The 25,627-nt window shown below is 54.5% G+C and carries 5 protein-coding genes; all 5 read left to right on the top strand.

Going from position 1 to position 25,627, the window contains the following annotated elements; all coding sequences use genetic code 11:
* The first annotated feature begins 43 nt into the window (after positions 1-43).
* The 5 genes from M2298_RS18795 to M2298_RS18775 all read left to right on the top strand — a co-directional run bounded on the left by M2298_RS18795 (position 44) and on the right by M2298_RS18775 (position 25,615).
* Positions 44-19,504 (top strand): non-ribosomal peptide synthase/polyketide synthase, encoded by a 19,461-nt coding sequence (locus M2298_RS18795; protein WP_280648876.1) that lies wholly within the window; start codon positions 44-46, stop codon positions 19,502-19,504.
* Between the two features lie 85 nt (positions 19,505-19,589).
* A complete protein-coding gene (locus M2298_RS18790) occupies positions 19,590-21,377 on the top strand; it encodes an ABC transporter ATP-binding protein (protein ID WP_280648875.1) in 1,788 nt (595 codons plus the stop codon).
* A 4-nt stretch (positions 21,378-21,381) separates the two neighbouring features.
* Entirely contained in the window at positions 21,382-23,181 is a 1,800-nt protein-coding gene (locus tag M2298_RS18785; RefSeq protein ID WP_280648874.1) for an ABC transporter ATP-binding protein, read from the top strand.
* A gap of 59 nt (positions 23,182-23,240) precedes the next feature.
* On the top strand, positions 23,241-23,975 hold the full coding sequence (locus M2298_RS18780; RefSeq protein WP_173599363.1) for a thioesterase II family protein: 735 nt from the start codon (positions 23,241-23,243) through the stop codon (positions 23,973-23,975).
* A gap of 47 nt (positions 23,976-24,022) precedes the next feature.
* A complete protein-coding gene (locus tag M2298_RS18775; protein WP_122966498.1) occupies positions 24,023-25,615 on the top strand; it encodes an alpha/beta hydrolase in 1,593 nt (530 codons plus the stop codon).
* Positions 25,616-25,627: the final 12 nt, after the last annotated feature.

Raw genomic sequence — 25,627 nt, 5'->3', positions numbered from 1 at the left:
GGAACCCTCTTTGAACCGATAAATCACAGAGTTGAGGTGCCAAATGAAAAAGCAGGAAAACATCGCAAAAATTTACCCGCTAACCCCATTGCAAGAGGGTATGTTGTTTCACGCTGTCACGGACACGGGCAGCAGCGCCTATTGCCTCCAGATGTCTGCAACGATCGAGGGCGATTTTCACCTGCCGCTTTTTGAGCAGAGTCTGAACAAGCTCGTGGAAAACTACGAAGTATTGCGCACGGCTTTTGTATACCAAAACATGCAGCGACCTCGCCAAGTCGTGTTCAAGGAAAGAAAAGTGACCGTTCCTTGCGAAAACATCGCGCATTTGCCAAGCGCAGAGCAGGACGCGTACATACAAGCGTACACGAAGCAACATCATGCATTCGACCTGACAAAAGACAACTTGATGAAAGCAGCCATTTTTCAAACGGCCGAGAACAAGTACCGATTGGTTTGGGCCTTCCATCATATTATCGTGGACGGTTGGACATTGGGCGTCTTGCTGCATAAGCTGCTGACCTATTACGCAGCGCTGCGAAAAGGCGAGCCGATTCCGCGGGAAGCGACGAAGCCGTACAGCGAATATATCAAGTGGCTGGATAAGCAAAACAAGGACGAGGCCCTCGCTTATTGGCAAAACTACCTGGCAGGGTATGACCATCAGGCTGCTTTTCCGAAAAAGAAGCTTGGAACGGAAGCAAGCCGCTATGAACATGTCGAGGCGATGTTCACGATCGCTCCCGAGAAGACGCAGCAGCTGATCCAGATCGCGAACCAAAATCAGGCGACGATGAGCAGCGTGTTTCAAGCTCTTTGGGGCATTTTGGCCAGCACATACAAAAATGCGGACGATGTCGTTTTCGGCTCGGTCGTATCAGGCCGCCCGCCGCAAATCCAAGGAATTGAGAGCATGGTCGGCTTGTTCATCAACACGATTCCGACCCGCGTCCAGACGAACAAACAACAGACGTTCAGCGAACTGCTGCAAACTGTGCAAAAGCAAGCCCTGGCGTCTGCCACCTACGATTTCGCGCCGCTGTACGAAATTCAGAGCACAACGGTGCTGAAACAGGAATTGATCGATCATTTGGTCACGTTTGAAAATTACCCCGATCATTCGATGAAGCATCTGGAAGAATCATTAGGGTTTCAATTTACCGTAGAAAGCGGAGATGAGCAGACCTCCTATGATTTGAACGTGGTCGTCGCCCTCGCTCCCTCGAACGAGCTGTACGTGAAACTGAGCTACAATGCCGCGGTGTATGAATCGTCATTCGTAAACAGAATCGAAGGGCATCTCCGCACCGTCATCGACCAGGTGATCGGCAATCCGCATGTACACCTGCACGAGATCGGCATCATCACCGAAGAGGAAAAGCAGCAACTGCTCGTCGCCTACAACGACACGGCTGCTGAATATCCGCGGGACAAAACGATTTTCGAGCTGATCGCGGAACAAGCGAGCCGGACACCAGCGAAAGCAGCAGCTGTTTGCGGCGAGGACACCCTGACCTATCGGGAGCTGATGGAGCGTTCTGCCCAGCTTGCCAATGCTTTGCGCGAAAAAGGAATCGCCAGCGGCAGCATCGTCTCGATTATGGCGGAACATTCACTGGAGCTGATCGTGGCGATCATGGCTGTCCTGCGGTCAGGTGCTGCCTACTTGCCGATTGATCCCGAGTACCCGCAAGATCGCATCCAGTATTTGCTCGATGACAGCCAGACCACGCTGCTGTTAACCCAGTCGCATCTGCAACCAAACATCCAGTTTGCAGGCAGCGTGCTTTATTTGGACGATCGTTCCTTGTACGAAGGCGGCAGCACATCCTTCGCACCCGAGAGCAAGCCTGATGATTTGGCGTACATGATCTACACTTCCGGTTCTACCGGCAATCCAAAAGGGGCGATGATTACTCATCAAGGCCTGGTCAATTACATCTGGTGGGCCAACAAGGTGTACGTCCAAGGCGAAGCGGTGGACTTTCCGCTGTACTCTTCCATTTCGTTCGATTTGACTGTCACCTCGATCTTCACGCCGCTTCTGTCCGGCAACACGATCCATGTGTACAGAGGGGCAGACAAGGTACAGGTCATTTTGGACATCATCAAAGATAACAAAGTCGGGATCATCAAGCTGACGCCGACACACCTGAAGCTGATTGAACACATCGACGGCAAGGCCAGCAGCATCAGGCGGTTCATCGTCGGCGGCGAGAACTTGCCGACAAAGCTGGCGAAGCAAATTTACGACCATTTCGGAGAGAACGTGCAAATTTTCAACGAGTACGGACCGACCGAAACCGTTGTCGGTTGCATGATTTACTTGTATGACCCGCAAACAACGACCCAGGAGTCGGTGCCAATCGGTGTCCCGGCAGACAACGTCCAGCTTTATTTGCTCGATGCTTCCATGCAGCCGGTGCCCGTCGGCTCGCTTGGCGAAATGTACATAGCCGGAGACGGCGTAGCCAAAGGGTATTTCAACAGACCGGAGCTGACGAAGGAAAAGTTTATCGACAACCCGTTCCGTCCGGGAACCAAAATGTATCGAACAGGCGACCTGGCAAAATGGCTGCCTGATGGAAACATGGAGTATGCAGGCAGAATGGACTATCAAGTGAAGATTCGCGGCCATCGGATCGAGATGGGCGAAATCGAAACGCGCCTGACGCAGCATGAGGCGGTCAAGGAAGCGGTCGTGATCGTGGAAAAGGATGAGAGCGGCCAAAACGTGCTGTACGCGTACCTTGTTTCCGAGCGGGAACTGACGGTAGCTGAGCTGAGAGAATTTTTGGGGCGCACGCTGCCTTCCTATATGATTCCTTCCTTCTTTATTCGCTTGGCGGAAATTCCGCTGACCGCGAACGGAAAAGTAGAGCGAAAAAAATTGCCGAAGCCAGCTGGCGCAGTCGTTACAGGCACCGCGTATGCAGCTCCGCAAAATGAAATCGAGGCAAAGCTGGCCGAAATTTGGCAGCAAGTGCTGGGCATAAGCCAGGTAGGGATTCACGACGATTTCTTTGACTTGGGCGGACACTCGTTGAAAGCGATGACTGTCGTTTTCCAAGTCTCGAAAGCGCTGGAAGTGGAATTGCCCGTAAAGGCCTTGTTCGAACATCCAACCGTAGCGGAGCTGGCCCGCTTCCTTTCGCGGTCGGAAAAAACCGAGTACACCGCGATTCAACCCGTGGCAGCGCAGGAGTTTTACCCGGTTTCATCTGCGCAAAAAAGAATGTATATCCTGCAACAGTTCGAAGGCAACGGAATCAGCTACAACATTTCGGGTGCGATTCTCCTGGAAGGAAAGCTGGACTACGCCCGGTTTGCCAGCGCTGTGCAACAGCTGGCAGAGCGCCACGAAGCTTTGCGCACCTCGTTCCACCGGATCGACGGCGAGCCTGTGCAAAAAGTGCACGAGGAAGTAGAAGTGCCGCTTTTCATGCTGGAGGCTCCCGAAGACCAGGCGGAGAAAATCATGCGCGAGTTTGTCCGTCCGTTTGATCTCGGGGTCGCTCCGCTGATGCGAACAGGTTTGCTCAAGCTGGGCAAAGACCGCCATTTGTTTTTGCTCGACATGCACCATATCATCTCGGACGGCGTTTCTTCGCAAATTTTGCTGCGTGAATTTGCCGAGTTGTACCAGGGAGCAGACTTGCAGCCGCTTTCGCTGCAATACAAAGATTTTGCTGCTTGGCAAAATGAGCTGTTTCAGACGGAGGCATACAAGAAGCAGGAGCAGCACTGGCTGAACACGTTTGCTGATGAAATTCCGCTCTTGAACCTGCCGACTGACTATCCGCGCCCTAGCGTGCAAAGTTTTGCAGGCGATCTCGTCCTTTTTGCCGCCGGAAAAGAACTGCTGGAGCGGTTGCAACAGGTAGCGGCAGAGACTGGCACCACCTTGTACATGATTTTGCTTGCCGCCTACAATGTGCTGCTGTCCAAGTATACCGGCCAGGAAGACATCATCGTCGGCACGCCTGTCGCTGGACGTTCCCATGCGGACGTGGAAGACATCATGGGCATATTCGTGAACACATTGGCGCTGCGCAACCAGCCTGCCAGCAGCAAAACGTTTGCGCAATTTTTGCAGGAAGTCAAGCAAAACGCGCTTGCAGCCTATGACCATCAAGATTATCCATTTGAAGAACTCGTGGAAAAACTGGCGATTCAGCGGGATATTAGCCGAAATCCGTTGTTTGACACGTTGTTTTCTTTGGAAAACGCGAACCAGCAGTCGCTTGCCATCGCCGAGCTGACAGCGTCGCCCTATGAGCTGTTCAACAAAATTTCCAAGTTCGATCTCGCTTTGAACGCAAGCGAATCGCCAGCGGACATTCAGTTCCAGCTCACATTCGCAACCAAGCTGTTCAAGAAAGAAACGGTCGAGCGAATGGCCCGGCATTACCTGGAAATTTTGCGCTGGATCAGTGAGCAGCCAACGGCAAGCCTCGCGGACATCGACATGATGACGGAAGCGGAAAAACGCACACTCCTTCTGAACGTGAACGATACGTTTGTCGAGCGTACCGCCGCGACCGCCTTGCATCAATTAGTGGAGGAGCAAGCAGCACGCACGCCTGATGAAGTGGCCGTCGTGTACGAAGAATATGCCTTGACCTATCGCGAGCTGAACGCCAGGGCGAACCAGCTGGCCCGTTTGTTGCGCAGTCACGGAACCGGACCAGATACGTTGATCGGCATTATGGTGGACCGTTCGCCAGGCATGGTCGTCGGGATGCTGGCTGTGCTCAAAGCAGGCGGCGCGTACACGCCAATCGACCCAAGCTATCCGCCAGAACGAATCCAGTACATGCTCAGCGACAGCCAGGCGCCGATTTTGCTGACGCAGCGTCATTTGCAGGAGCTGGCTGCTTATCAAGGGGAGATCATCGACGTAGACGAGGAAGCGATTTACACCGGAGCCGACACGAACCTGGACAACGTCGCTGGCAAAGACGACTTGGCCTATGTGATCTACACATCGGGATCGACGGGCAATCCGAAAGGCGTCATGATCTCCCATCAGGCGATTTGCAATCACATGTTGTGGATGAGAGAGACGTTCCCGCTGACGACCGAGGATGCTGTCCTGCAAAAAACGCCGTTCAGCTTCGACGCTTCCGTATGGGAGTTTTATTTGCCGCTCATCACCGGCGGACAACTGGTGTTGGCAAAGCCGGACGGGCATCGCGACATCGCCTACATGACTCGTCTCATTCGAGATGAGAAAATCACGACCTTGCAGATGGTTCCGTCCTTGCTGGATCTGGTCATGACCGACCCGGGCTGGAGCGCATGCACGAGCTTGCAGCGAGTGTTCTGCGGCGGGGAAGCATTGACGCCTGCCCTCGTCTCGCGTTTTTACGAGACACAGCAAGCTCAGTTGATCAACTTGTACGGCCCTACAGAGACAACCATTGATGCGACTTATTGGCCTTGCCCGCGCCAGCAGGAATACAGCGCAATTCCGATCGGCAAACCGATCGACAACGTCCGGCTGTATGTCGTCAATGCCAGCAACCAGCTTCAGCCAGTAGGCGTAGCGGGAGAGCTGTGCATTGCCGGAGACGGTTTGGCCCGCGGCTATTGGCAGCGCGAGGAGCTGACGAAAGCAAGCTTTGTCGACAACCCGTTTGAGCCGGGCGGCACCATGTACCGTACCGGAGACATGGTCCGTTATTTGCCCGATGGCCATATCGAGTATTTGGGACGCATCGACCATCAAGTCAAAATCAGAGGTCACCGCATCGAGCTGGGGGAAATCGAAGCCACGCTTTTGCAGCATGAAGCGGTCAAAGCGGTCGTCGTCATGGCCCGCCAGGATGGCAAAGGGCAAAACAGCCTGTACGCCTATGTCGTAGCGGAACAGGACATCCAGACAGCGGAGCTGAGAACGTACCTGTCTGCCACCTTGCCAGCCTACATGGTTCCGTCCGCTTTTGTTTTCTTGGAGCAGTTGCCGCTTTCAGCGAACGGCAAAGTGGATCGCAAGGCATTGCCTCAACCGGAGGATGCCGCCGCCTCTGCTGCCGTGTATGTGGCGCCGCGCAACGAATGGGAAGCCAAGCTCGCAGCGATATGGGAAAGTGTGCTTGGGGTCGAGCCGATCGGGGTTCACGATCATTTCTTTGAACTGGGCGGACATTCCTTGAAAGCGATGCACGTCATTTCTTTGCTCCAGCGCAGCTTCCAGGTGGACGTACCGTTGAAAGTCCTGTTTGAATCGCCAACGATCGCGGGCCTGGCCCCACTTGTTGCGGCTGCCCGCAAAGGCACGTACACAGCGATCCCCCCTGTCGAAAAGCAGGAGTATTACCCGGTTTCCGCGGCACAGAAGCGAATGTTCATTCTGCAGCAAATGGAAGGAGCAGGTATCAGCTACAACATGCCAGGCTTCATGTATCTCGACGGCAAGCTGGATACAGAGCGGCTGCAACAGGCGCTGAAAAGTTTGGTGCAACGCCACGAATCGTTGCGCACCTCGTTCCACTCCGTGCAAGGCGAGACGGTTCAGCGTGTGCATGACGATGTCGAACTGGCTATCTCGTTTGGCGAAGCGACCGAAGCAGAGACCCGGCAAATAGCCGAGCGGTTTATCCAGCCGTTCGATCTGGGAACAGCCCCGCTGTTGCGCGCCGGACTCATCAAGCTGGCGCCAGAGCGTCACCTGTTCATGCTCGATTTGCACCATATTGTCGTCGATGGCGTCTCCATCGGCCTGCTCATCGAGGAATTTGCCCAGCTCTATCACGGGGAAGAGCTGCCAGCGCTGCGCATTCAGTACAAAGATTTTGCCAAGTGGCAGCAGGACTGGTTCCAGACCGAGGAATTTGCCGAGCAGGAAGCCTACTGGCTCAACACCTTTACGGGAGAAATCCCCGTGCTTAATCTGCCGACGGATTATCCAAGACCGTCTGTGAAAAGCTTTGAGGGAGATCGCTTCGTCTTTGGCTCCGGCACTGCTTTGCCAAAACAATTGCATCAGCTCGCCCAAGAGACAGGCACGACGCTCTACATGGTTCTGTTGGCCGCCTACAACGTGCTCCTGTCCAAATACTCCAGGCAAGAGGACATCATCGTCGGCGCTCCTACGGCTGGCAGGTCCCATGCCGAAACGGAGTCCATCGTCGGAATGTTTGTCAACACACTGGCCTTGCGCAACGAGCCAGCCGGGGGCAAAACTTTCCGCGACTTTTTGGCCGAAGTGAAAACCAACACGCTGGGAGCGTTTGAGCATCAAGATTATCCGCTCGATGAACTCGTCGACAAGCTGGACATGCAACGGGATTTGAGCCGCAACCCTTTGTTTGACACGGTTTTCATTTTGCAAAACATGGAGCAAAAGCCGTTCGAAATGGAGCAGTTGACGATTACTCCTTATGTGGCAGAGGTGAAGCAAGCCAAATTTGACCTGTCGCTGGAGGCGTACGAAGAACACGCGGAAATCATCTTTAGCCTGGATTACAGCACCAAGCTGTTTTCGCGCGAGACGATCGAAAAAATAGCGACCCATTTTATCCAAATCTTGCGGGCGGTCATTGCGGAACCGGAAATGCCGTTGTCCGAGATCACCATGCTCACAGAGGCGGAAAAGCAGCGCTTGCTGGTCGACTTCAACGGTGCGCACAAAGATTTTCCGCAAAACAAAACGCTTCAGGCGCTTTTTGAAGAACAAGCGGAAAAGTCGCCGCAGGCAACAGCCGTGGAAATCAGCGGGCAGCCCCTGTCCTATCAGGAGCTGAATGAGCGAGCCAACCAGCTTGCCGCTACGCTGCGGGAGCGGGGAGTACAGCCTGACCAACCTGTAGGGATTATGGCGAACCGCTCTGTGGAGATGGTCGTCGGCATCCTCGCCATCTTGAAAGCAGGCGGAGCTTACGTGCCGATCGACCCGGAATATCCGGAGGAGCGTGTCGCCTACATGCTGACGGATTGCCAAGCCCGCCTGGTGCTGACGCAAAAGCATCTGGGAGCGAAGCTTGGTTCCAGCGTGACCGCGGAATGCCTGTATCTCGACGACGAGAGCAACTATGGTGTGCACCGTTCGAATTTGCAGCCGATCAATACCGCTTCCGATCTGGCTTACATCATCTACACATCGGGTACGACTGGCAAGCCAAAAGGGGTCATGGTCGAGCACCGGGGCATCGTCAACAACGTGCTGTGGAAGAAAGCGGAGTACCAAATGAAGGTTGGCGACAGAAGCTTGCTGTCTCTGTCCTTTGCCTTTGACGCTTTCGTTCTGTCCTTCTTTACGCCTGTGCTTTCCGGGGCAACTGTCGTACTGGCGGAGGATGAAGAAGCCAAGGACCCAGTCTCTTTGAAAAAGCTCATCGCCGCTTCGCGCTGCACCTTGATGACAGGCGTGCCGAGCTTGTTCCAGGCCATTCTGGAATGCAGCACGCCAGCGGATATCCGTCCGCTGCAAACCGTCACACTCGGCGGAGAAAAAATTACGGCGCAGCTTGTTGAAAAATGCAAGCAGCTGAATCCCGATCTGGTCATCGTCAACGAGTACGGCCCGACAGAAAGCAGTGTCGTCGCCACCTGGCAGCGCCTTGCGGGTCCGGATGCTGCCATCACCATCGGGCGGCCGATTGCCAACACCAGCCTGTACATCGTGAACCAATATCACCAGCTACAGCCAATCGGCGTGGTCGGGGAGATTTGCATCGGCGGCCGCGGCTTGGCACGAGGCTATTGGAACAAGCCAGCGCTCACGGAAGAGAAGTTTGTTTCCCATCCGTTTGCGGCAGGCGAGCGCATGTACAAGACGGGCGATCTTGGCAAGTGGCTCCCGGACGGAACGATTGAATACATTGGGCGCATCGACGAACAGGTCAAAGTCCGAGGCTACCGAATTGAAATCGGCGAGATCGAGTTGGCTCTGCTGGCAGCGGAAAAGCTGACAGCGGCTGTTGTGGTCGTCTATGAGGATCAGCTTGGCCAGTCGGCTCTGGCAGCGTATTTTACCGCCGACGAACAGCTTGATGTCACGAAGCTGTGGTCGCATCTGTCGAAGCGACTTCCGTCGTACATGATTCCTGCGCATTTTGTGCAGCTCGATCAGCTTCCGCTTACGCCAAACGGCAAAGTCGACAAGAAAGCCTTGCCGAAGCCAGAAGGCAAGCCCGTAACCGAAGCGCAATATGTCGCGCCGACAAATGCGGTGGAAAGCAAGCTGGCAGAGATTTGGGAACGCGTGCTCGGTGTTAGCGGCATCGGCATTCTCGACAACTTTTTCCAGATCGGCGGACATTCCTTGAAAGCGATGGCTGTCGCTGCACAGGTGCATCGCGAGTATCAGGTTGAGCTTCCGCTGAAAGTGCTGTTCGCGCAGCCTACGATCAAGGCGTTGGCCCAGTATGTCGCCACGAGCGGAAAAGAGACGTATGTGCCGATCGAGCCTGCACCGTTGCAAGAGTATTATCCTGTTTCATCTGCGCAAAAGCGGATGTATGTCCTGCGCCAGTTTGCGGACACAGGCACGGTTTATAACATGCCGAGCGCGTTGTATATCGAAGGCGATCTGGATCGGAAGCGTTTTGAAGCCGCCATCCACGGATTGGTCCAGCGGCACGAATCGCTGCGCACATCCTTCCACACCGTAAATGGCGAGCCTGTCCAGCGCGTACACGAGCATGTCGAGCTGAATGTGCAGTACGCGGAAGTGACGGAAGCGCAAGTGGAGCCAACCGTCGAGTCGTTCGTGCAAGCATTTGATCTGACAAAAGCTCCGCTATTGCGGGTCGGACTTTTCAAGCTGGCAGCGAAACGGCATCTGTTCCTGCTGGATATGCATCACATCATCTCGGATGGCGTCTCGGCCGGAATCATTATGGAAGAGTTCTCGAAGCTGTATCGAGGCGAAGAACTGCCTGCGCTTTCCGTCCATTACAAAGATTTCGCCGTCTGGCAGTCTGAACTGTTCCAGAGCGACGTCTATACCGAGCATGAAAACTACTGGCTGAACGCGTTTTCTGGCGACATTCCGGTGCTTAACTTGCCAGCCGATTTTTCTCGTCCGCTGACACAGAGCTTTGAAGGAGATTGCGTTTCGTTCCAGGCAGACAAAGCGTTGCTGGACGATCTTCACAAGCTCGCCCAGGAGAGCCAATCGACGTTGTTCATGGTATTGCTGGCGGCTTACAATGTGCTGCTTGCCAAGTACAGCGGACAGGAAGACATCGTCGTCGGCACACCGATTGCGGGCAGATCGCACGCCGATATCGAGAACGTTCTGGGGATGTTTGTCAACACGCTCGCTTTGCGCAACTATCCGGCCGAGATGAAACACTTCCAGGCATTTTTGGAAGAGGTCAAGCAAAATACGCTGCAAGCATACGCCCATCAAGATTATCCGTTCGAAGCACTGGTCGAAAAGCTGGACATCCAGCGGGATCTCAGCCGCAATCCGCTGTTTGACACCATGTTTATTTTGCAAAACCTGGACCAAAAAGCTTACGAGCTGGATGGGCTGAAACTGGAGGCATATCCGGCACAAGCAGGCAACGCCAAATTCGATCTCACGCTGGAAGCGCACGAGGACGAGACAGGCATTCATTTTGCGCTCGTCTACTCGACCAAATTGTTCCAGCGAGAATCAATCGAAAGAATGGCGGGTCACTTCCTGCAAGTGCTGCGCCAAGTCGTTGCCGACCAAGCAACTGCCTTGCGCGAGATCAGCCTGCTCAGCGAGGAAGAGCGCCGAATTGTGACCGTTGATTTCAACAACACGTTTGCCGCGTATCCGCGCGATCTGACGATTCAGGAGCTGTTCGAGCAGCAGGCAGCAAAAACTCCGGAGCATACTGCGGTCGTGATGGACGGACAGATGCTGACGTATCGGGAGCTGAACGAAAAAGCGAACCAGCTCGCCCATGTCCTTCGTCAAAACGGAGTCGGGAAAGAGAGCATCGTCGGTCTGCTCGCAGATCGTTCGCTGGAAATGATAACTGGCATCATGGGGATTCTCAAAGCGGGCGGCGCCTACCTGGGCCTGGACCCGGAGCATCCGTCCGAACGCCTGGCTTACATGCTGGAAGATGGCGGCGTGAAAGTTGTCCTCGTGCAAAAGCACTTGCTGCCGCTCGTCGGCGAAGGGCTGATGCCAATCGTTTTGGAAGAGGAGAGCCTGCACCGGGAAGATTGCAGCAATCCGGCGATTGTCAACGGTGCGAGTGACCTGGCTTATGTGATGTACACCTCAGGCTCTACAGGCAAGCCAAAAGGAGTCATGGTCGAGCATCGCAACGTCACCCGCTTGGTTACGCATACGAATTACGTGCAAGTGCGCGAGAGCGACCGGATGATTCAAACCGGCGCGATTGGCTTCGACGCCATGACATTTGAGATTTTCGGAGCCTTGCTGCACGGGGCCAGCCTGTATTTGGTGAGCAAGGACGTCTTGCTGGATGCCGAAAAGCTGGGCGACTTCCTGCGGACGAATCAGATTACGACCATGTGGCTGACCTCGCCGCTCTTCAACCAGCTTTCGCAAGACAATCCGGCGATGTTTGACAGCTTGCGCGCCTTGATCGTCGGTGGCGAAGCGTTGTCGCCGAAGCACATCAACCGAGTAAAAAGTGCCCTTCCTGACCTGGAAATCTGGAACGGATACGGCCCGACCGAAAACACGACCTTCTCGACGTGCTATTTGATTGAGCAGCATTTTGAAGAGCAGATTCCGATCGGCAAGCCGATTGCAAACTCCACCGCGTATATCGTCGACGGCAACAATCAGCCGCAGCCGATCGGCGTACCGGGTGAACTGTGCGTCGGTGGTGACGGTGTCGCAAGAGGCTATGTGAACAAGCCGGAATTAACCGCCGAAAAGTTTGTGCCCAATCCGTTTGCGCCTGGCGAAACGATGTATCGCACCGGAGATTTGGCGAGATGGCTGCCGGATGGGACGATGGAGTATTTGGGCCGAATCGACCAGCAGGTCAAAATCAGGGGATACCGGATCGAGCTTGGGGAAATCGAGACGGTCTTGTCCCAGCAGGCACAAGTAAAAGAAGCAGTCGTGGCCGTGATCGAGGAGGCGAACGGGCAAAAAGCTCTCTGCGCTTACTTTGTGCCAGAACAGGCCGTCGACGCCGCAGAGCTGCGAGAAGCGATGTCCAAACAATTGCCTGGCTACATGGTCCCTGCTTACTATGTGCAAATGGAAAAGCTGCCGTTGACCGCGAACGGAAAGGTCGACCGCCGGGCATTGCCGCAGCCATCCGGCGAGCGGACGACAGGAAGCGCCTTTGTCGCTGCGCAAAATGATACCGAAGCGAAGCTGCAACAGATTTGGCAAGAAGTTTTGGGCATTCCGGCAATCGGCATTCACGACAACTTCTTTGAAATCGGCGGTCATTCCTTGAAGGCGATGAACGTCATCACGCAAGTCCATAAAACATTCCAGGTGGAGCTGCCGTTAAAAGCGCTGTTTGCCACTCCGACGATCCATGAGTTGGCTGCGCATATTGCCGAGAGCGCATTCGAGCAGTTCGAGACGATCCAGCCAGTCGAGCCTGCCGCGTTTTATCCCGTGTCGTTTGCCCAAAAGCGAATGTACATCCTGCATCAGTTCGAAGGAAGCGGGATCAGCTACAACGTGCCGAGTGTGCTGGTGCTGGAAGGCAAGCTCGATTATGACCGCTTTGCTGCTGCCATCCAGAGCCTGGTTAAACGGCATGAATCTTTGCGCACCTCGTTCCATTCGGTAAACGGGGAACCGCTGCAACGAGTACATCCGGATGTCGAGCTGCCTGTCCGCCTTTTGGAGGCGACAGAAGATCAGAGCGAATCGCTCATCCAGGAGCTAATCCAGCCGTTTGATCTGGAGATAGCCCCGTTGTTCAGAGTGAATCTGATCAAGCTTGGCGCAGAGCGGCACTTGTTCTTCATGGATATGCACCACATTATTTCCGATGGCGTATCGCTTGCGGTCATCGTCGAGGAAATTGCCAGCTTGTATGCAGGAAAACAGCTTTCCGACCTGCGCATCCAGTACAAAGACTTTGCTGTGTGGCAGACCAAGCTGGCTCAGTCGGATCGCTTCCAAAAACAGGAGGATTTTTGGACCCGGACGTTTGCCGGGGAGATTCCTTTGCTGAATCTGCCCCATGATTATCCAAGACCTTCTGTGCAGAGCTTTGACGGTGACACGGTCGCGCTTGGCACCGGACATCACCTGCTGGAACAACTGCGCAAGCTCGCTGCCGAGACTGGCACGACCTTGTTCATGGTGCTGCTGGCTGCCTACCATGTGTTGCTCTCCAAGTACGCCGGACAGGAAGAAATCGTCGTCGGCACACCGATCGCAGGCCGCTCGCACGCAGATGTAGAGCGCATTGTCGGGATGTTCGTCAACACGCTCGCTTTGAAAAATACGGCCGCTGGCAGCCTGAGCTTCCGCGCCTTTTTGGAAGACGTGAAGCAAAATGCGCTCCATGCCTTCGAGCATCAAGACTATCCGTTCGAGCATCTGGTCGAGAAGCTGCAAGTGCGGCGCGATCTGAGCAGAAACCCGCTGTTTGATACGATGTTCAGCCTGGGGCTTGCCGAATCAGCCGAAGGAGAAGTAGCGGATCTGAAAGTGTCGCCTTATCCGGTGAACGGCCACATCGCCAAATTCGACCTTTCCCTGGATGCGATGGAAAAACAGGATGGACTTCTTGTTCAATTCAGCTATTGCACGAAGCTGTTTGCAAAAGAAACGGTTGATCGACTGGCCGCCCATTACGTTCAGCTGTTGCAAACAATCACAGCCGATCCCGACATCGAGCTCGCCCGGATCAGCGTGTTGTCCAAAGCAGAGACGGAGCACATGCTGCACAGCTTCCTCGCAACCAAAACGGCCTATCCGACGGACAAAACGTTCCAGAAGCTGTTCGAGGAGCAAGTGGAAAAAACACCGAACGAGATTGCCGTTCTGTTCGGCAATGAACAGCTGACCTATCAGGAATTAAATGCAAAAGCAAACCAGCTCGCCCGCGTCCTGCGGCGAAAAGGCGTCAAGCCGGAGAGCACCGTCGGCATTCTCGTAGACCGCTCGCTCTACATGGTCATCGGCATGCTGGCTGTGTTGAAAGCAGGCGGGGCATTCGTCCCGATTGATCCAGACTACCCGCTGGAGCGCCAAGCGTTCATGCTCGAAGACAGCGAGGCGAAGCTGCTGCTCACCTTGCAAAAAATGAACAGTCAAGTTGCCTTCCCTTATGAAACCTTTTATCTGGATACAGAGACAGTGGATCAGGAGGAGACGGGCAATCTGGAGCACGTTGCGCAGCCGGAGAACGCCGCTTACATCATCTACACATCCGGTACGACGGGCAAGCCAAAAGGGGTCGTCCTCGAGCACCACAGCTATGCCAATGTCGCGTTTGCCTGGAAAGACGAATATCACCTGGACAGCTTCCCGGTCCGTTTGCTGCAAATGGCGAGCTTCGCCTTCGACGTCTCGACGGGCGATTTTGCCAGGGCGCTGCTGACAGGCGGGCAACTGGTCATCTGCCCGAATGAGGTCAAAATGGACCCAGCTTCGCTGTACGAGATCATCAGGCGTCACGAAATTACCATTTTCGAAGCGACACCAGCCTTGATCATGCCGTTGATGCACTACGTTTACGAAAACGAACTGGATATGAGTCAAATGAAGCTGCTGATTCTCGGAGCAGACAGCTGCCCGGCGGAAGACTTCAAAACGTTGCTCGCGCGCTTCGGCCAGAAGATGCGCATTATCAACAGCTACGGCGTGACAGAGGCGTGCATTGACACCAGCTACTACGAAGAAACAGACGTCACCGCCATCCGCTCGGGAACGGTGCCGATCGGCAAACCGCTTCCGAACATGACGATGTACGTGGTCGATGCGCATTTGAATTTGCAGCCTGTCGGCGTCGTAGGCGAATTGTGCATCGGCGGAGCAGGGGTTGCGCGCGGTTATTTGAACAGACCTGAGCTGACGGAAGAGAAGTTCGTGCCGAATCCGTTCGCCCCAGGTGAACGATTGTACCGCACAGGTGATCTGGCGAAGTGGCGCGCAGATGGCAATGTCGAGTTCCTCGGACGCAATGACCACCAGGTAAAAATCAGGGGTGTTCGCATCGAGCTGGGCGAGATCGAGACACAGCTGCGCAAGCTGGACGGAATTACGGAAGCAGTCGTGGTCGCAAGAGAAGATCACGGGCAGGAAAAGGAATTGTGCGCATACGTCGTGGCGGACCACAAGCTTGACACCGCAGAATTGCGGGCGAATTTGCTGAAGGAACTGCCGCAAGCGATGATTCCAGCGTATTTCGTCACCTTGGATGCGCTGCCGCTGACTGCCAATGGCAAAGTAGACAGACGTTCCTTGCCAGCGCCGGATGTCACCATGCTGAGAACGACCGAGTATGTAGCGCCGCGCTCCGTCTGGGAAGCCCGATTGGCCCAAGTATGGGAGCAGGTGCTGAATGTTCCGCAAGTGGGTGCGCTAGACGACTTTTTCGCGCTCGGCGGTCACTCCTTGCGTGCCATGCGCGTCATTTCCAGCATGCACAACGAATACCAGGTCGACATCCCGCTGCGCATCTTGTTCGAAAAACCGACGATTCAGGAACTGGCGGCGTTCATCGAAGAGACAGCCAAAGGGAATGTCTTCTCGATCGAGCCTGTGCAAAAGCAAGCGTACTATCCGGTTTCCTCGGCACAAAAGCGCATGTACATCCTCGATCAATTTGAGGGAGTCGGCATCAGCTACAACATGCCATCGACCATGCTGATCGAAGGCAAGCTGGAGCGAACACGGGTGGAAGCGGCGTTCCAGCGCTTGATTGCGCGACATGAAAGCCTGCGCACTTCGTTTGCCGTCGTCAACGGAGAGCCTGTGCAAAACATTCACGAGGACGTTCCGTTTGCGCTTGCCTATTCGGAAGTCACAGAACAGGAGGCGCGCGAACTCGTTTCTTCCCTCGTGCAGCCGTTCGATCTGGAGGTCGCACCGCTCCTGCGCGTCTCGCTGCTGAAAATCGGCGAGGATCGTTACGTGCTCTTTACCGACATGCATCACAGCATTTCCGATGGCGTATCCTCCGGCATTCTTCTGGCAGAGTGGGTGCAGCTGTATCAAGGCGACGTTTTGCCGGAGCTGCGTATCCAGTACAAGGACTTTGCTGTGTGGCAACAAGAGTTTTCCCAGTCGACCGCCTTCCACAAGCAGGAAGCGTACTGGCTGCAAACGTTTGCCGATGACATTCCTGTGCTGAACTTGCCGAACGATTTCACCCGCCCCAGCACCCAAAGCTTTGCCGGGGATCAGTACACGATCGGCGCGGGCAAAGCGCTCACGGAAGGCTTGCACCAGTTGGCGCAGGCGACGGGAACGACTTTGTACATGGTTTTGCTCGCCGCGTACAACGTGCTGCTCGCCAAGTATGCCGGGCAGGAGGACATCATCGTCGGCACGCCGATTACAGGCAGATCCCATGCCGATCTCGAACCGATCGTCGGCATGTTCGTGAACACGTTGGCGATGCGTAACAAACCGCAGCGCGAAAAGACTTTTAGCGAGTTTTTGCAAGAAGTCAAGCAAAATGCGCTGGATGCGTACGGCCATCAGGACTACCCGTTTGAAGAGCTGGTGGAAAAGCTCGCGATCGCGCGCGATTTGAGCCGAAATCCGCTGTTTGACACCGTGTTTACGTTCCAAAACAGCACGGAAGAGGTCATGACGCTGCCTGAATGCACGCTTGCGCCGTTTATGACGGACGAAACAGGCCAGCACGCCAAGTTCGACTTGACTTTCAGCGCTACGGAAGAGCGGGAAGAAATGACGATTGGCGTGGAGTACAGCACAAGCTTGTTTACGCGGGAAACGATGGAACGGTTCAGCCGCCACTTCCTGACGATTGCAGCGAGCATCGTGCAAAATCCGCACATCCGTCTGGGCGAGATCGACATGCTTTTGCCAGAAGAAAAACAGCAGATTTTGGCCGGGTTCAACGATACGGCAGTCAGCTATGCGCTGGACAAAACGCTGCACCAGCTATTCGAAGAGCAGGTCGACAAAACACCGGATCAGGCAGCGCTTCTCTTTAGCGAGCAATCGCTGACGTACAGCGAACTGAACGAGCGAGCAAACAGACTGGCAAGGGTCCTGCGCGCAAAAGGAGTCGGACCGGACCGTCTGGTAGCGATCATGGCGGAGCGCTCGCCGGAAATGGTGATCGGTATTCTCGGTATTTTGAAGGCAGGCGGCGCTTATGTTCCCGTCGATCCCGGCTATCCGCAGGAGCGCATTCAGTACCTGCTCGAAGATAGCAACGCAGCCCTGCTGCTCAGCCAGGCGCATCTGTTGCCGCTGTTGGCCCAGGTGTCAAGCGAGCTGCCGGAGTGCCTTGATCTGAACGCTGAACTGGATGCCGGACTGAGCGGCTCCAACCTGCCAGCTGTCAACCAACCGACTGACCTTGCCTACGTCATCTATACATCCGGTACGACCGGCAAGCCGAAGGGTGTCATGATCCCGCATCAAGGAATCGTGAACTGCTTGCAGTGGAGAAGAGACGAATACGGGTTCGGGCCGAGTGACAAGGCGTTGCAAGTGTTCTCCTTTGCCTTCGACGGTTTTGTAGCCAGCTTGTTCGCTCCGCTGCTCGGAGGGGCAACGTGCGTGTTGCCGCAAGAAGCAGCTGCCAAAGACCCGGTCGCGCTGAAAAAACTGATGGCCGCAACGGAAGTCACCCATTACTACGGCGTACCGAGTCTGTTCCAGGCCATTCTCGATTGCTCGACGACAACCGACTTCAATCAGTTGCGTTGCGTCACTTTGGGCGGCGAGAAGCTGCCTGTGCAGCTTGTGCAAAAAACAAAAGAAAAGCATCCGGCAATCGAGATCAACAACGAGTACGGCCCGACGGAAAACAGCGTCGTCACCACCATCTCGCGCTCGATTGAAGCGGGGCAAGCGATCACGATTGGCCGACCGCTTGCGAACGTCCAAGTCTACATTGTAGATGAGCAGCATCACTTGCAGCCGATTGGCGTGGTCGGTGAGCTGTGCATCGGCGGAGCCGGGCTTGCCAGAGGCTATCTGAACAAACCGGAGCTGACCGCAGAGAAGTTTGTCGCAAATCCGTTCCGACCAGGCGAGCGCATGTACAAAACAGGCGACTTGGTAAAATGGCGGACGGATGGCACGATCGAGTACATCGGCCGCGCAGACGAACAGGTCAAGGTGAGAGGGTATCGCATCGAGATCGGCGAGATCGAGAGCGCCGTACTCGCTTACCAGGGCATCGATCAAGCGGTGGTCGTTGCGCGAGACGATGACGCTACGGCTGGTTCCTATCTTTGCGCCTACTTTGTCGCAGCAACAGCCGTGTCCGTATCCGGCTTGAGAAGCCATCTGGCCAAAGAGCTGCCTGCTTACATGATTCCGAGCTATTTCGTCGAGCTGGATCAGCTGCCGCTTTCCGCCAATGGAAAAGTGGATCGCAAAGCTTTGCCGAAGCCGCAACAGTCCGATGCGACCACGCGCGAATACGTGGCCCCGAGGAATGCGACCGAACAGCAACTGGCAGCCATCTGGCAAGAAGTTTTGGGAGTAGAGCCAATCGGCATCACCGACCAGTTCTTTGAACTCGGAGGACATTCCTTAAAAGCTACGCTGTTGATTGCCAAAGTGTATGAGTACATGCAAATCGAGCTGCCGCTGAATCTCATCTTCCAGTATCCGACGATCGAAAAGGTGGCCGATTTCATCACGCATAAGCGCTTTGAGAGCAGATACGGCACAGCCATTTTGTTAAATCAGGAGACGGCGCGAAACGTATTTTGCTTCACGCCGATCGGCGCACAAAGCGTGTACTACCAGAAGCTTGCGGCGGAAATTCAAGGCGTCTCTTTGTACAGCTTTGATTTCATCCAGGATGACAACCGGATGGAGCAGTATATCGCGGCGATCACCGCAATTGATCCAAGCGGTCCGTACACGCTCATGGGCTACTCCTCGGGAGGCAATCTGGCTTTTGAAGTGGCGAAAGAACTGGAGGAGCGGGGCTATGGCGTCACCGACATCATCTTGTTCGACTCGTACTGGAAAGACAAGGCGATTGAGCGGACTGTCGCGGAAACAGAAAACGACATTGCCCAGCTATTCGCCGAGATTGGCGAAAACACCGAGATGTTCAACATGACGCAAGAAGACTTCCAGCTGTACGCCGCCAATGAGTTTGTCAAGCAAAGCTTCGTTCGCAAAACGGTCAGCTATGTGATGTTCCATAACAATCTGGTCAATACCGGAATGACCACTGCCGCGATCCACCTCATCCAATCCGAGCTGGAAGCAGACGAGGAAGCTCCGGTGGCAGCCAAGTGGAACGAATCAGCCTGGGCAAACGCAACGCAACGACTGCTGACGTACAGCGGGCACGGAATCCACTCGCGCATGCTGGCGGGCGATTACGCGTCGCAAAATGCTTCGATTTTGCAAAACATCCTGCAAGAACTGTTCATCCTGAAATAAGACGGCAAATGTGTAAGGGATTCCCCTTGGGAGAAAGCTGTTCCGAGGGGAGTCCATCCCTAACATCCTTGGAGAGGAGCCGCACATGATTGTTACCAAGCAAGATCCACAGACAAGGAAAAGGAAAAACGCCGTATTCGGCTGGGTATTGTCGTTTGTCAAGCCGTACCGAAATTGGGTAGTCATCTGCATCCTTGCTTCACTGCTCGTCGCGGTGGCAGACATTTTGATGGGGGTCCTGATTCAGCGCATGGTCGAACATACAAACGACTTTGACAAGCTGCTCCATATCGCCCTGATCATTTTTTGTCTCACCATCGTCGGTTTTCTTGCGAAGTATTTTATTACATACTCAGCCGCGCGGTTTAGCGCCAGAGCCATGCGGGATTTGAAAAACAAAATGGCGGCGCATCTCGAAAAAGTCCCGATGTCCACGATGGATCAATATCATTCGGGCGATCTCGTTTCTCGCTTGACGAGCGATGCGCAAATCTTGCAAAGCTTTTTGCAGCAGCACTTTTTCCAACTGTTCTATTTGCCGGTTGTGTTTGCCGGGGCACTGACCTTGCTGCTGTCGATCAATTGGAAGCTGATCATTTTCAGCGTCGCGATTCTGCCCATTGCTATCGTGATTACAGGGAGAATGAGCAGACCTTTGCAAACGTATGCCGAGCGCATGCAGGAGCATTTGGGGCAAGCCAATACCGTTGCCCAGGACACTTTGTCCGGGATTCACATGGTGAAAGCTTTTCAACTGGAAGACGTGATGTACCGCAAATACGCAGCGGGCATGAAGCAGGTGCTGAAAAACGGCATACTGGCTGAGAAAAAGCGCGCCTGGATGACCGCTCCCGGAATTTTGCTGTTTTCTGCGCCGATCCTGTTTTTTGTCGCCTACGGTGGCTACTTGATTCAGACCGGGGAGCTGAGCTTGGGCAGCCTGGTCATTTTCAGCTATTTGCTTCACTTTATTATCGAGCCGCTGTCACTCGCCCCTTTGCTGTTTGCCCAAGTTCAGGAGACTTCCGGGGCAGCCAAGCGCCTGCAAGACATTTTTTTGCAGCCTGTGGAGGAAAATGGCCGGACAGCTATTCCGATTGATCCAGCAGCCGTTCCGGTCGAGTTTGAAAACGTCTCGTTTGCCTACGAAAAGACGAAGATACTCGAAAATGTAAGCTTTGTGTTGCCGCCAAACAAAACCGTTGCCTTGGTCGGAGCGAGCGGCAGCGGCAAGAGCACCATCCTGAAATTGCTGTGCGGGTTTTACCGCATCGAGCCAGGCAACGGGTGCATGAAAGTGTTCGGACACTCCCTGAACGACTGGAATACCGCGGAGATGCGCCACTATTTGTCGCTAGTCTCGCAGGATACGACGCTCTTCCCGGTATCGATTGCGGAAAATATCTCGTACGGCCGGGTGCATGCGACGCGAGACGAGATTATCGCAGCGGCGAAAGCGGCCAATGCGCATGATTTCATCCTGGAGCTGCCCCAAGGCTATGAAACAAAAGTCGGGGAACGAGGCTCCCGTCTCTCCGGCGGGCAAAAACAGCGCATTGCCATTGCCCGCGCGCTTTTGAAGGATGCACCGATTTTGCTGCTGGATGAACCGACGTCAGCCCTCGATACAGAGTCTGAGGCACTCGTTCAGGAAGCGCTGGAAAATGTAATGCGCAATCGGACGGTGCTGGTCATTGCCCATCGTCTCTCCACGATCAAAGACGCGGATGAAGTGCTTGTCCTGGAGCAAGGGCAAATCGTCGAAAGAGGCACGCACTACGAATTGCTTGCCCAAGGCGGCGTGTACACCCGCTTGTATCAAAAACAGTTTGCTACAGATGAACAAAAAGCGCTGGCAGCAGAGGGGGTATAGTGTTGTGTTCATCCAGAAGTTAACGCAGGAGCTGCTGCAACTGCTGTCGCTGATGAAAGCGAAAAAGCGCGCGTATTTTTTGGGGCTACTCGGTGATGGAATCGGTCAAGCCGCTGTTTTGGTCGCTTTGCCATTTGTGTTTAAAGATTTGACAGACTTTGCGAGCTCGAAAGACCCGGCACTGCTCACCAGAGCGATCGTGACCATGGCTGCGATGTTTCTTTTGTTCAGTCTGCTGTCGCCTTTTTTCAGCTACATATATCGGCGCTGCGTCCGCGAGGTGGTTGCCAACATTCGGCTGCTTGTCTTTCAGCGATTGAGCCGCTTGCCTTTCGCCTACTACGAGCAGCATCATTCGGGCGATACGATGTCGCGGCTGGGCAACGACGTCCAGCTGATGGAGCGGGCGTATGCCGAACAGTTGAAAACGCTGTGCATCATTATGTTGTCGCTGGTTGGCTCGATCGTCGGGATGTTTGCTTTGGATGGGAAAATTGCCACGGTTCTTTTGCTCGTGAGCACGCTGACCCTTTACGTGAATGCGCAGTTTGCCAAGTCGGTGCGGCGCATTGGCGACCAAATGCAGCAGCAGCTTGGAACGGGCACAGAACGGCTGAGCGATTTTTTGGCAGGCTTGCCCGTCATCAAGATGTTTCATTTACAGAAGGTTGTGACGGCACGCTACACGGAAGCCAATGAACAAGTGACCTTGTCCGCGATCAAGCAAGGACATAAACACGCGCTGTTGGAAGGAACCAACTTTTTCATCCAGTTTGTCAGCTTCGGGGGAATGCTTGTGTTTGGCATCATGATGGTCGCCAAACAAATGATCGGACTCGGTGTGCTGGTCGCGATGGTTCAGCAGCAAATGCTGGTGACACTGGCTTTTTTGCAGCTTGGGCAGGTCATCACGACATTGCAAGGCTCGCTGGCAGGCGCTTCGCGGATTGTCGGCTTTCTCCAGGAACCGCTCGAACCGAAACGGTACGAACCAGTTTCCACCCCCACGGCAACCCGGATATACGACAGCATGCTGACAATGGAGCAGGTCGACTTTGGCTACACCGCCGATACAAAGGTGCTCCAAGGTGTGTCGCTGCAAGTCGGGCGAGGTCAAATGGCTGCGCTGGTAGGGACGAGCGGAGGCGGAAAAAGCACGGTGATGAAGCTGTTGTTAGGCTATTACCCGCCTTCTGCCGGTTCGCTTTCCTTGCTGGGCAAACCGATCGGCCAATATTCCATCGCGGAGATGCGGAGCCTGATTTCCTACGTGCCGCAGGACGCCTTTTTGTTCGAGGGAACCATCGAAGAAAACATTCGCTACGGTTGCCTCGACGCCACGGAAGAAGAGGTGATAAGAGCGAGCAAAGCCGCCTACGCTCACGATTTCATCATGGAACTGCCGGACGGCTATCAGACCCGCACAGGCGAGCGAGGGGCCAAGCTGTCGGGAGGACAGCGCCAACGCATCGCGATTGCCAGAGCGATCCTGAAAAATGCGCCGATTCTTTTACTGGATGAAGCAACCTCTGCTTTGGATACGGAATCGGAGTTCTGGGTGCAGCGAGCGTTGGCGGCTCTCATGCAGGAAAAAACCGTCCTGGTCATCGCTCATCGCCTGTCGACCATCGAGCATGCGGACATGATTTACGTGCTGCACGAAGGAAAAGTGATGGAACAGGGACGGCATGCGGAATTGCTGGCGCAAAACGGCTTGTACGCCAGCATGTATGAAGTACAGCAAAGAAAGGACAGACCTGCTCCCGCCTTGTCGGCGCCGGAAAGCAGCGCAAGTCTCATCTGACCCTGTTTTCCATCTGCCAAACTATCAATCGATCAATCAGCAAAGATGGGAGGAAAGAAATGAAGCTGTTTTGCTTTCCGTACGCAGGCGGACTTCCCGGCATCTACTACAGCTGGAAGTCGAGACTTCCGCCGACCTTTTTGGAAATCGACGCATTCGAGGTGCGCCCACACATTCCCCAGCCGAACCGGGACGTGTTCCTGCCAACCAGCTTTTATGAGCTGCTGGAGGATGTATGCGACCGGATCACGCCCGCACTGGCTGAGACGCCGTTTGCCTTTTTTGGCCACAGCATGGGCGGACTGGTCGCATTTGAACTGACCCGCAAGCTGATGCAAAAGGGCGCACTGTTGCCACAGCACTTGTTTCTGTCCGCCTCTCGCGCACCGCATGCGTATGGCAAACTTGCCAAGACGTACAACCTGCCGCATGACGAGTTTGTCGAAGCGCTGCGCAAGCTCGGCGGCACTCCTGACGACGTCTTGGAAAATCAAGAGCTGCTGGAGCTGTTTTTACCGATCCTGCGTGCCGATTTTCAAGCGGTGCAGACATACGAAATGAATCCCGATCTTCCTCGCCAGGTGCCTGTCAACATGACCGTGCTGTACGGTACGGAGGATACGATTGCACTCGAAGATATTTGGGCGTGGCGCGACTACTGCCAGGGAGCGTGCCAGTTTTTCCCGGTGTCTGGTGGCCATTTTTTCATTCACCACCAAACAAGTTCGATTCTCGAAATCATTCAAAATGTCCTGAAGGAAGAAAAAACGGTGGCAATCCATTCCTCTTTCTAGCAAAGGGGAATGGCACAAATAAATCCTATGTTAAGGTTGGTGTTATGATGAAGAACCGCAAAGCTTTGTCCCGAATGCTGGCAGCCGCTACGTTAACGACGGCACTGGTCTGCCCAACTGTCGCAAGCGCAGCAGCTCCGGCTCCTGTGCTGCATGACGACAATCCGAACGGCCATTTTGGCGACTGGTACACGGGTGCTGTCCCTCCCAACGCGTCGAATAACAAACCCGTGATTCTTTTTGTGCAAGGCTTGCACTCGACTTACAACACCTGGTACACGACAGACGGGTTTTACGATGCCGCGTATAACGCCGGGTATCGTACCGCTTTTGTCCAATTGAAAGACGCAGACGGCACTGGCGGAAACATGTGGACAAACGGGGCCAAGCTCGCCGAAGTGATCAAAAAGGTGGCGGATCATTACGGCGTCTCGAAAATCAACATCATTGCGCATTCCAAAGGCGGCATCGATACGCAGACCGCGCTCGTCCACTACGGGGCACATCCGTATGTAAACGTGGTCCATCAGCTGTCTACGCCGAACAAAGGTTCAGAATTGGCAGACCTGGCCTACAGCAACTGGGCAGGGTGGCTCGCGGATATTCTCGGCAAAAAAGACGACGCCGTGTACTCCTTGCAAACGTCATACATGGCGAATTTCCGCTCCCAAACCGACAACCGCAGCGAAAATCGCTCCACGACCACTTATATGGCTGCCGGAACAGGCGACGACGGCTGGTTTAGCGCTACGTGGTTTGCCCATGCCGTTTTGCCCGGTGAAGACGACGGCGCCGTTTCTGTAGACTCTGCTCTCGGTTTGCCTTACGGAATCAAAAGCTTCACGAAGGACATTTCCCACGGTCAAATCGCGAAGGCTTCGCAAACATGGAATCTGGTCGAGCCCAAATTGAAAAAAGCATCGGCAACGCTGCGGGAACAGCCGAACAAAATCAGCAAAACGAAAGCAAAAGCTTCCGCAGAAGAAGAAAGCTCCTTCATTTTGCGCGGGGGCGAAGTAGAGGACACCGCTACAGAAACGTTTTTCCTGGAGAGCGGGATTGAAAAGCTGAATCTCGACACCATCACTTCTTCGCAAGCGACAAAGGTGACATTGATCAGCCCGTCCGGCGAAGAGTACGAGGCGGACTTGCGCGATCAGAGCGAATCGGAGGACGAGCCTCTCATTTTCGCCGAAGCTGTTCATCATTTCATTGAAATCGCTGAGCCTGAAGCGGGCGAGTGGACACTTGAGGTCGAAGGAGAGGACGATGCCTTCTTCATGGTCGCTTCGATTGAAGGCGGCGAGCAGGCGAAGGTAAAAGCGAGCAAAAAAGTATTCGAGCAGGGCGACAAAGCGAAAATTTCCGTGGAGCTGGGGGATAGCGAAATTGATCCTTCCTTGCTGCAAAAAGCAAATGTGACGCGTTCGCTCAACGGCGAAAAGGCAAGCGTGCTCGATCAGGTGAAGTTCGCGATCAAAGGCGATGAGCTGACAGGCAATTTTACCGTCCCAACGAAGCCGGGCGTGTACAATCTGTCTTTTGACGTAACGGGCATCAATGAAGACGGCGAGCCATTTACCCGCTCGATCAACTACAATTTTGCGGTAACGGATGACGATGGCGAGTTGGAAAAGTAAGCGGCAAAACAT

This window comes from Brevibacillus sp. 1238 (assembly GCF_029892995.1).
GTDB lineage: Bacteria > Bacillota > Bacilli > Brevibacillales > Brevibacillaceae > Brevibacillus > Brevibacillus parabrevis.
The sequence above is the reverse complement of the archived record's forward strand: the minus strand, read 5'-3'. Positions and strand labels throughout refer to the sequence as shown.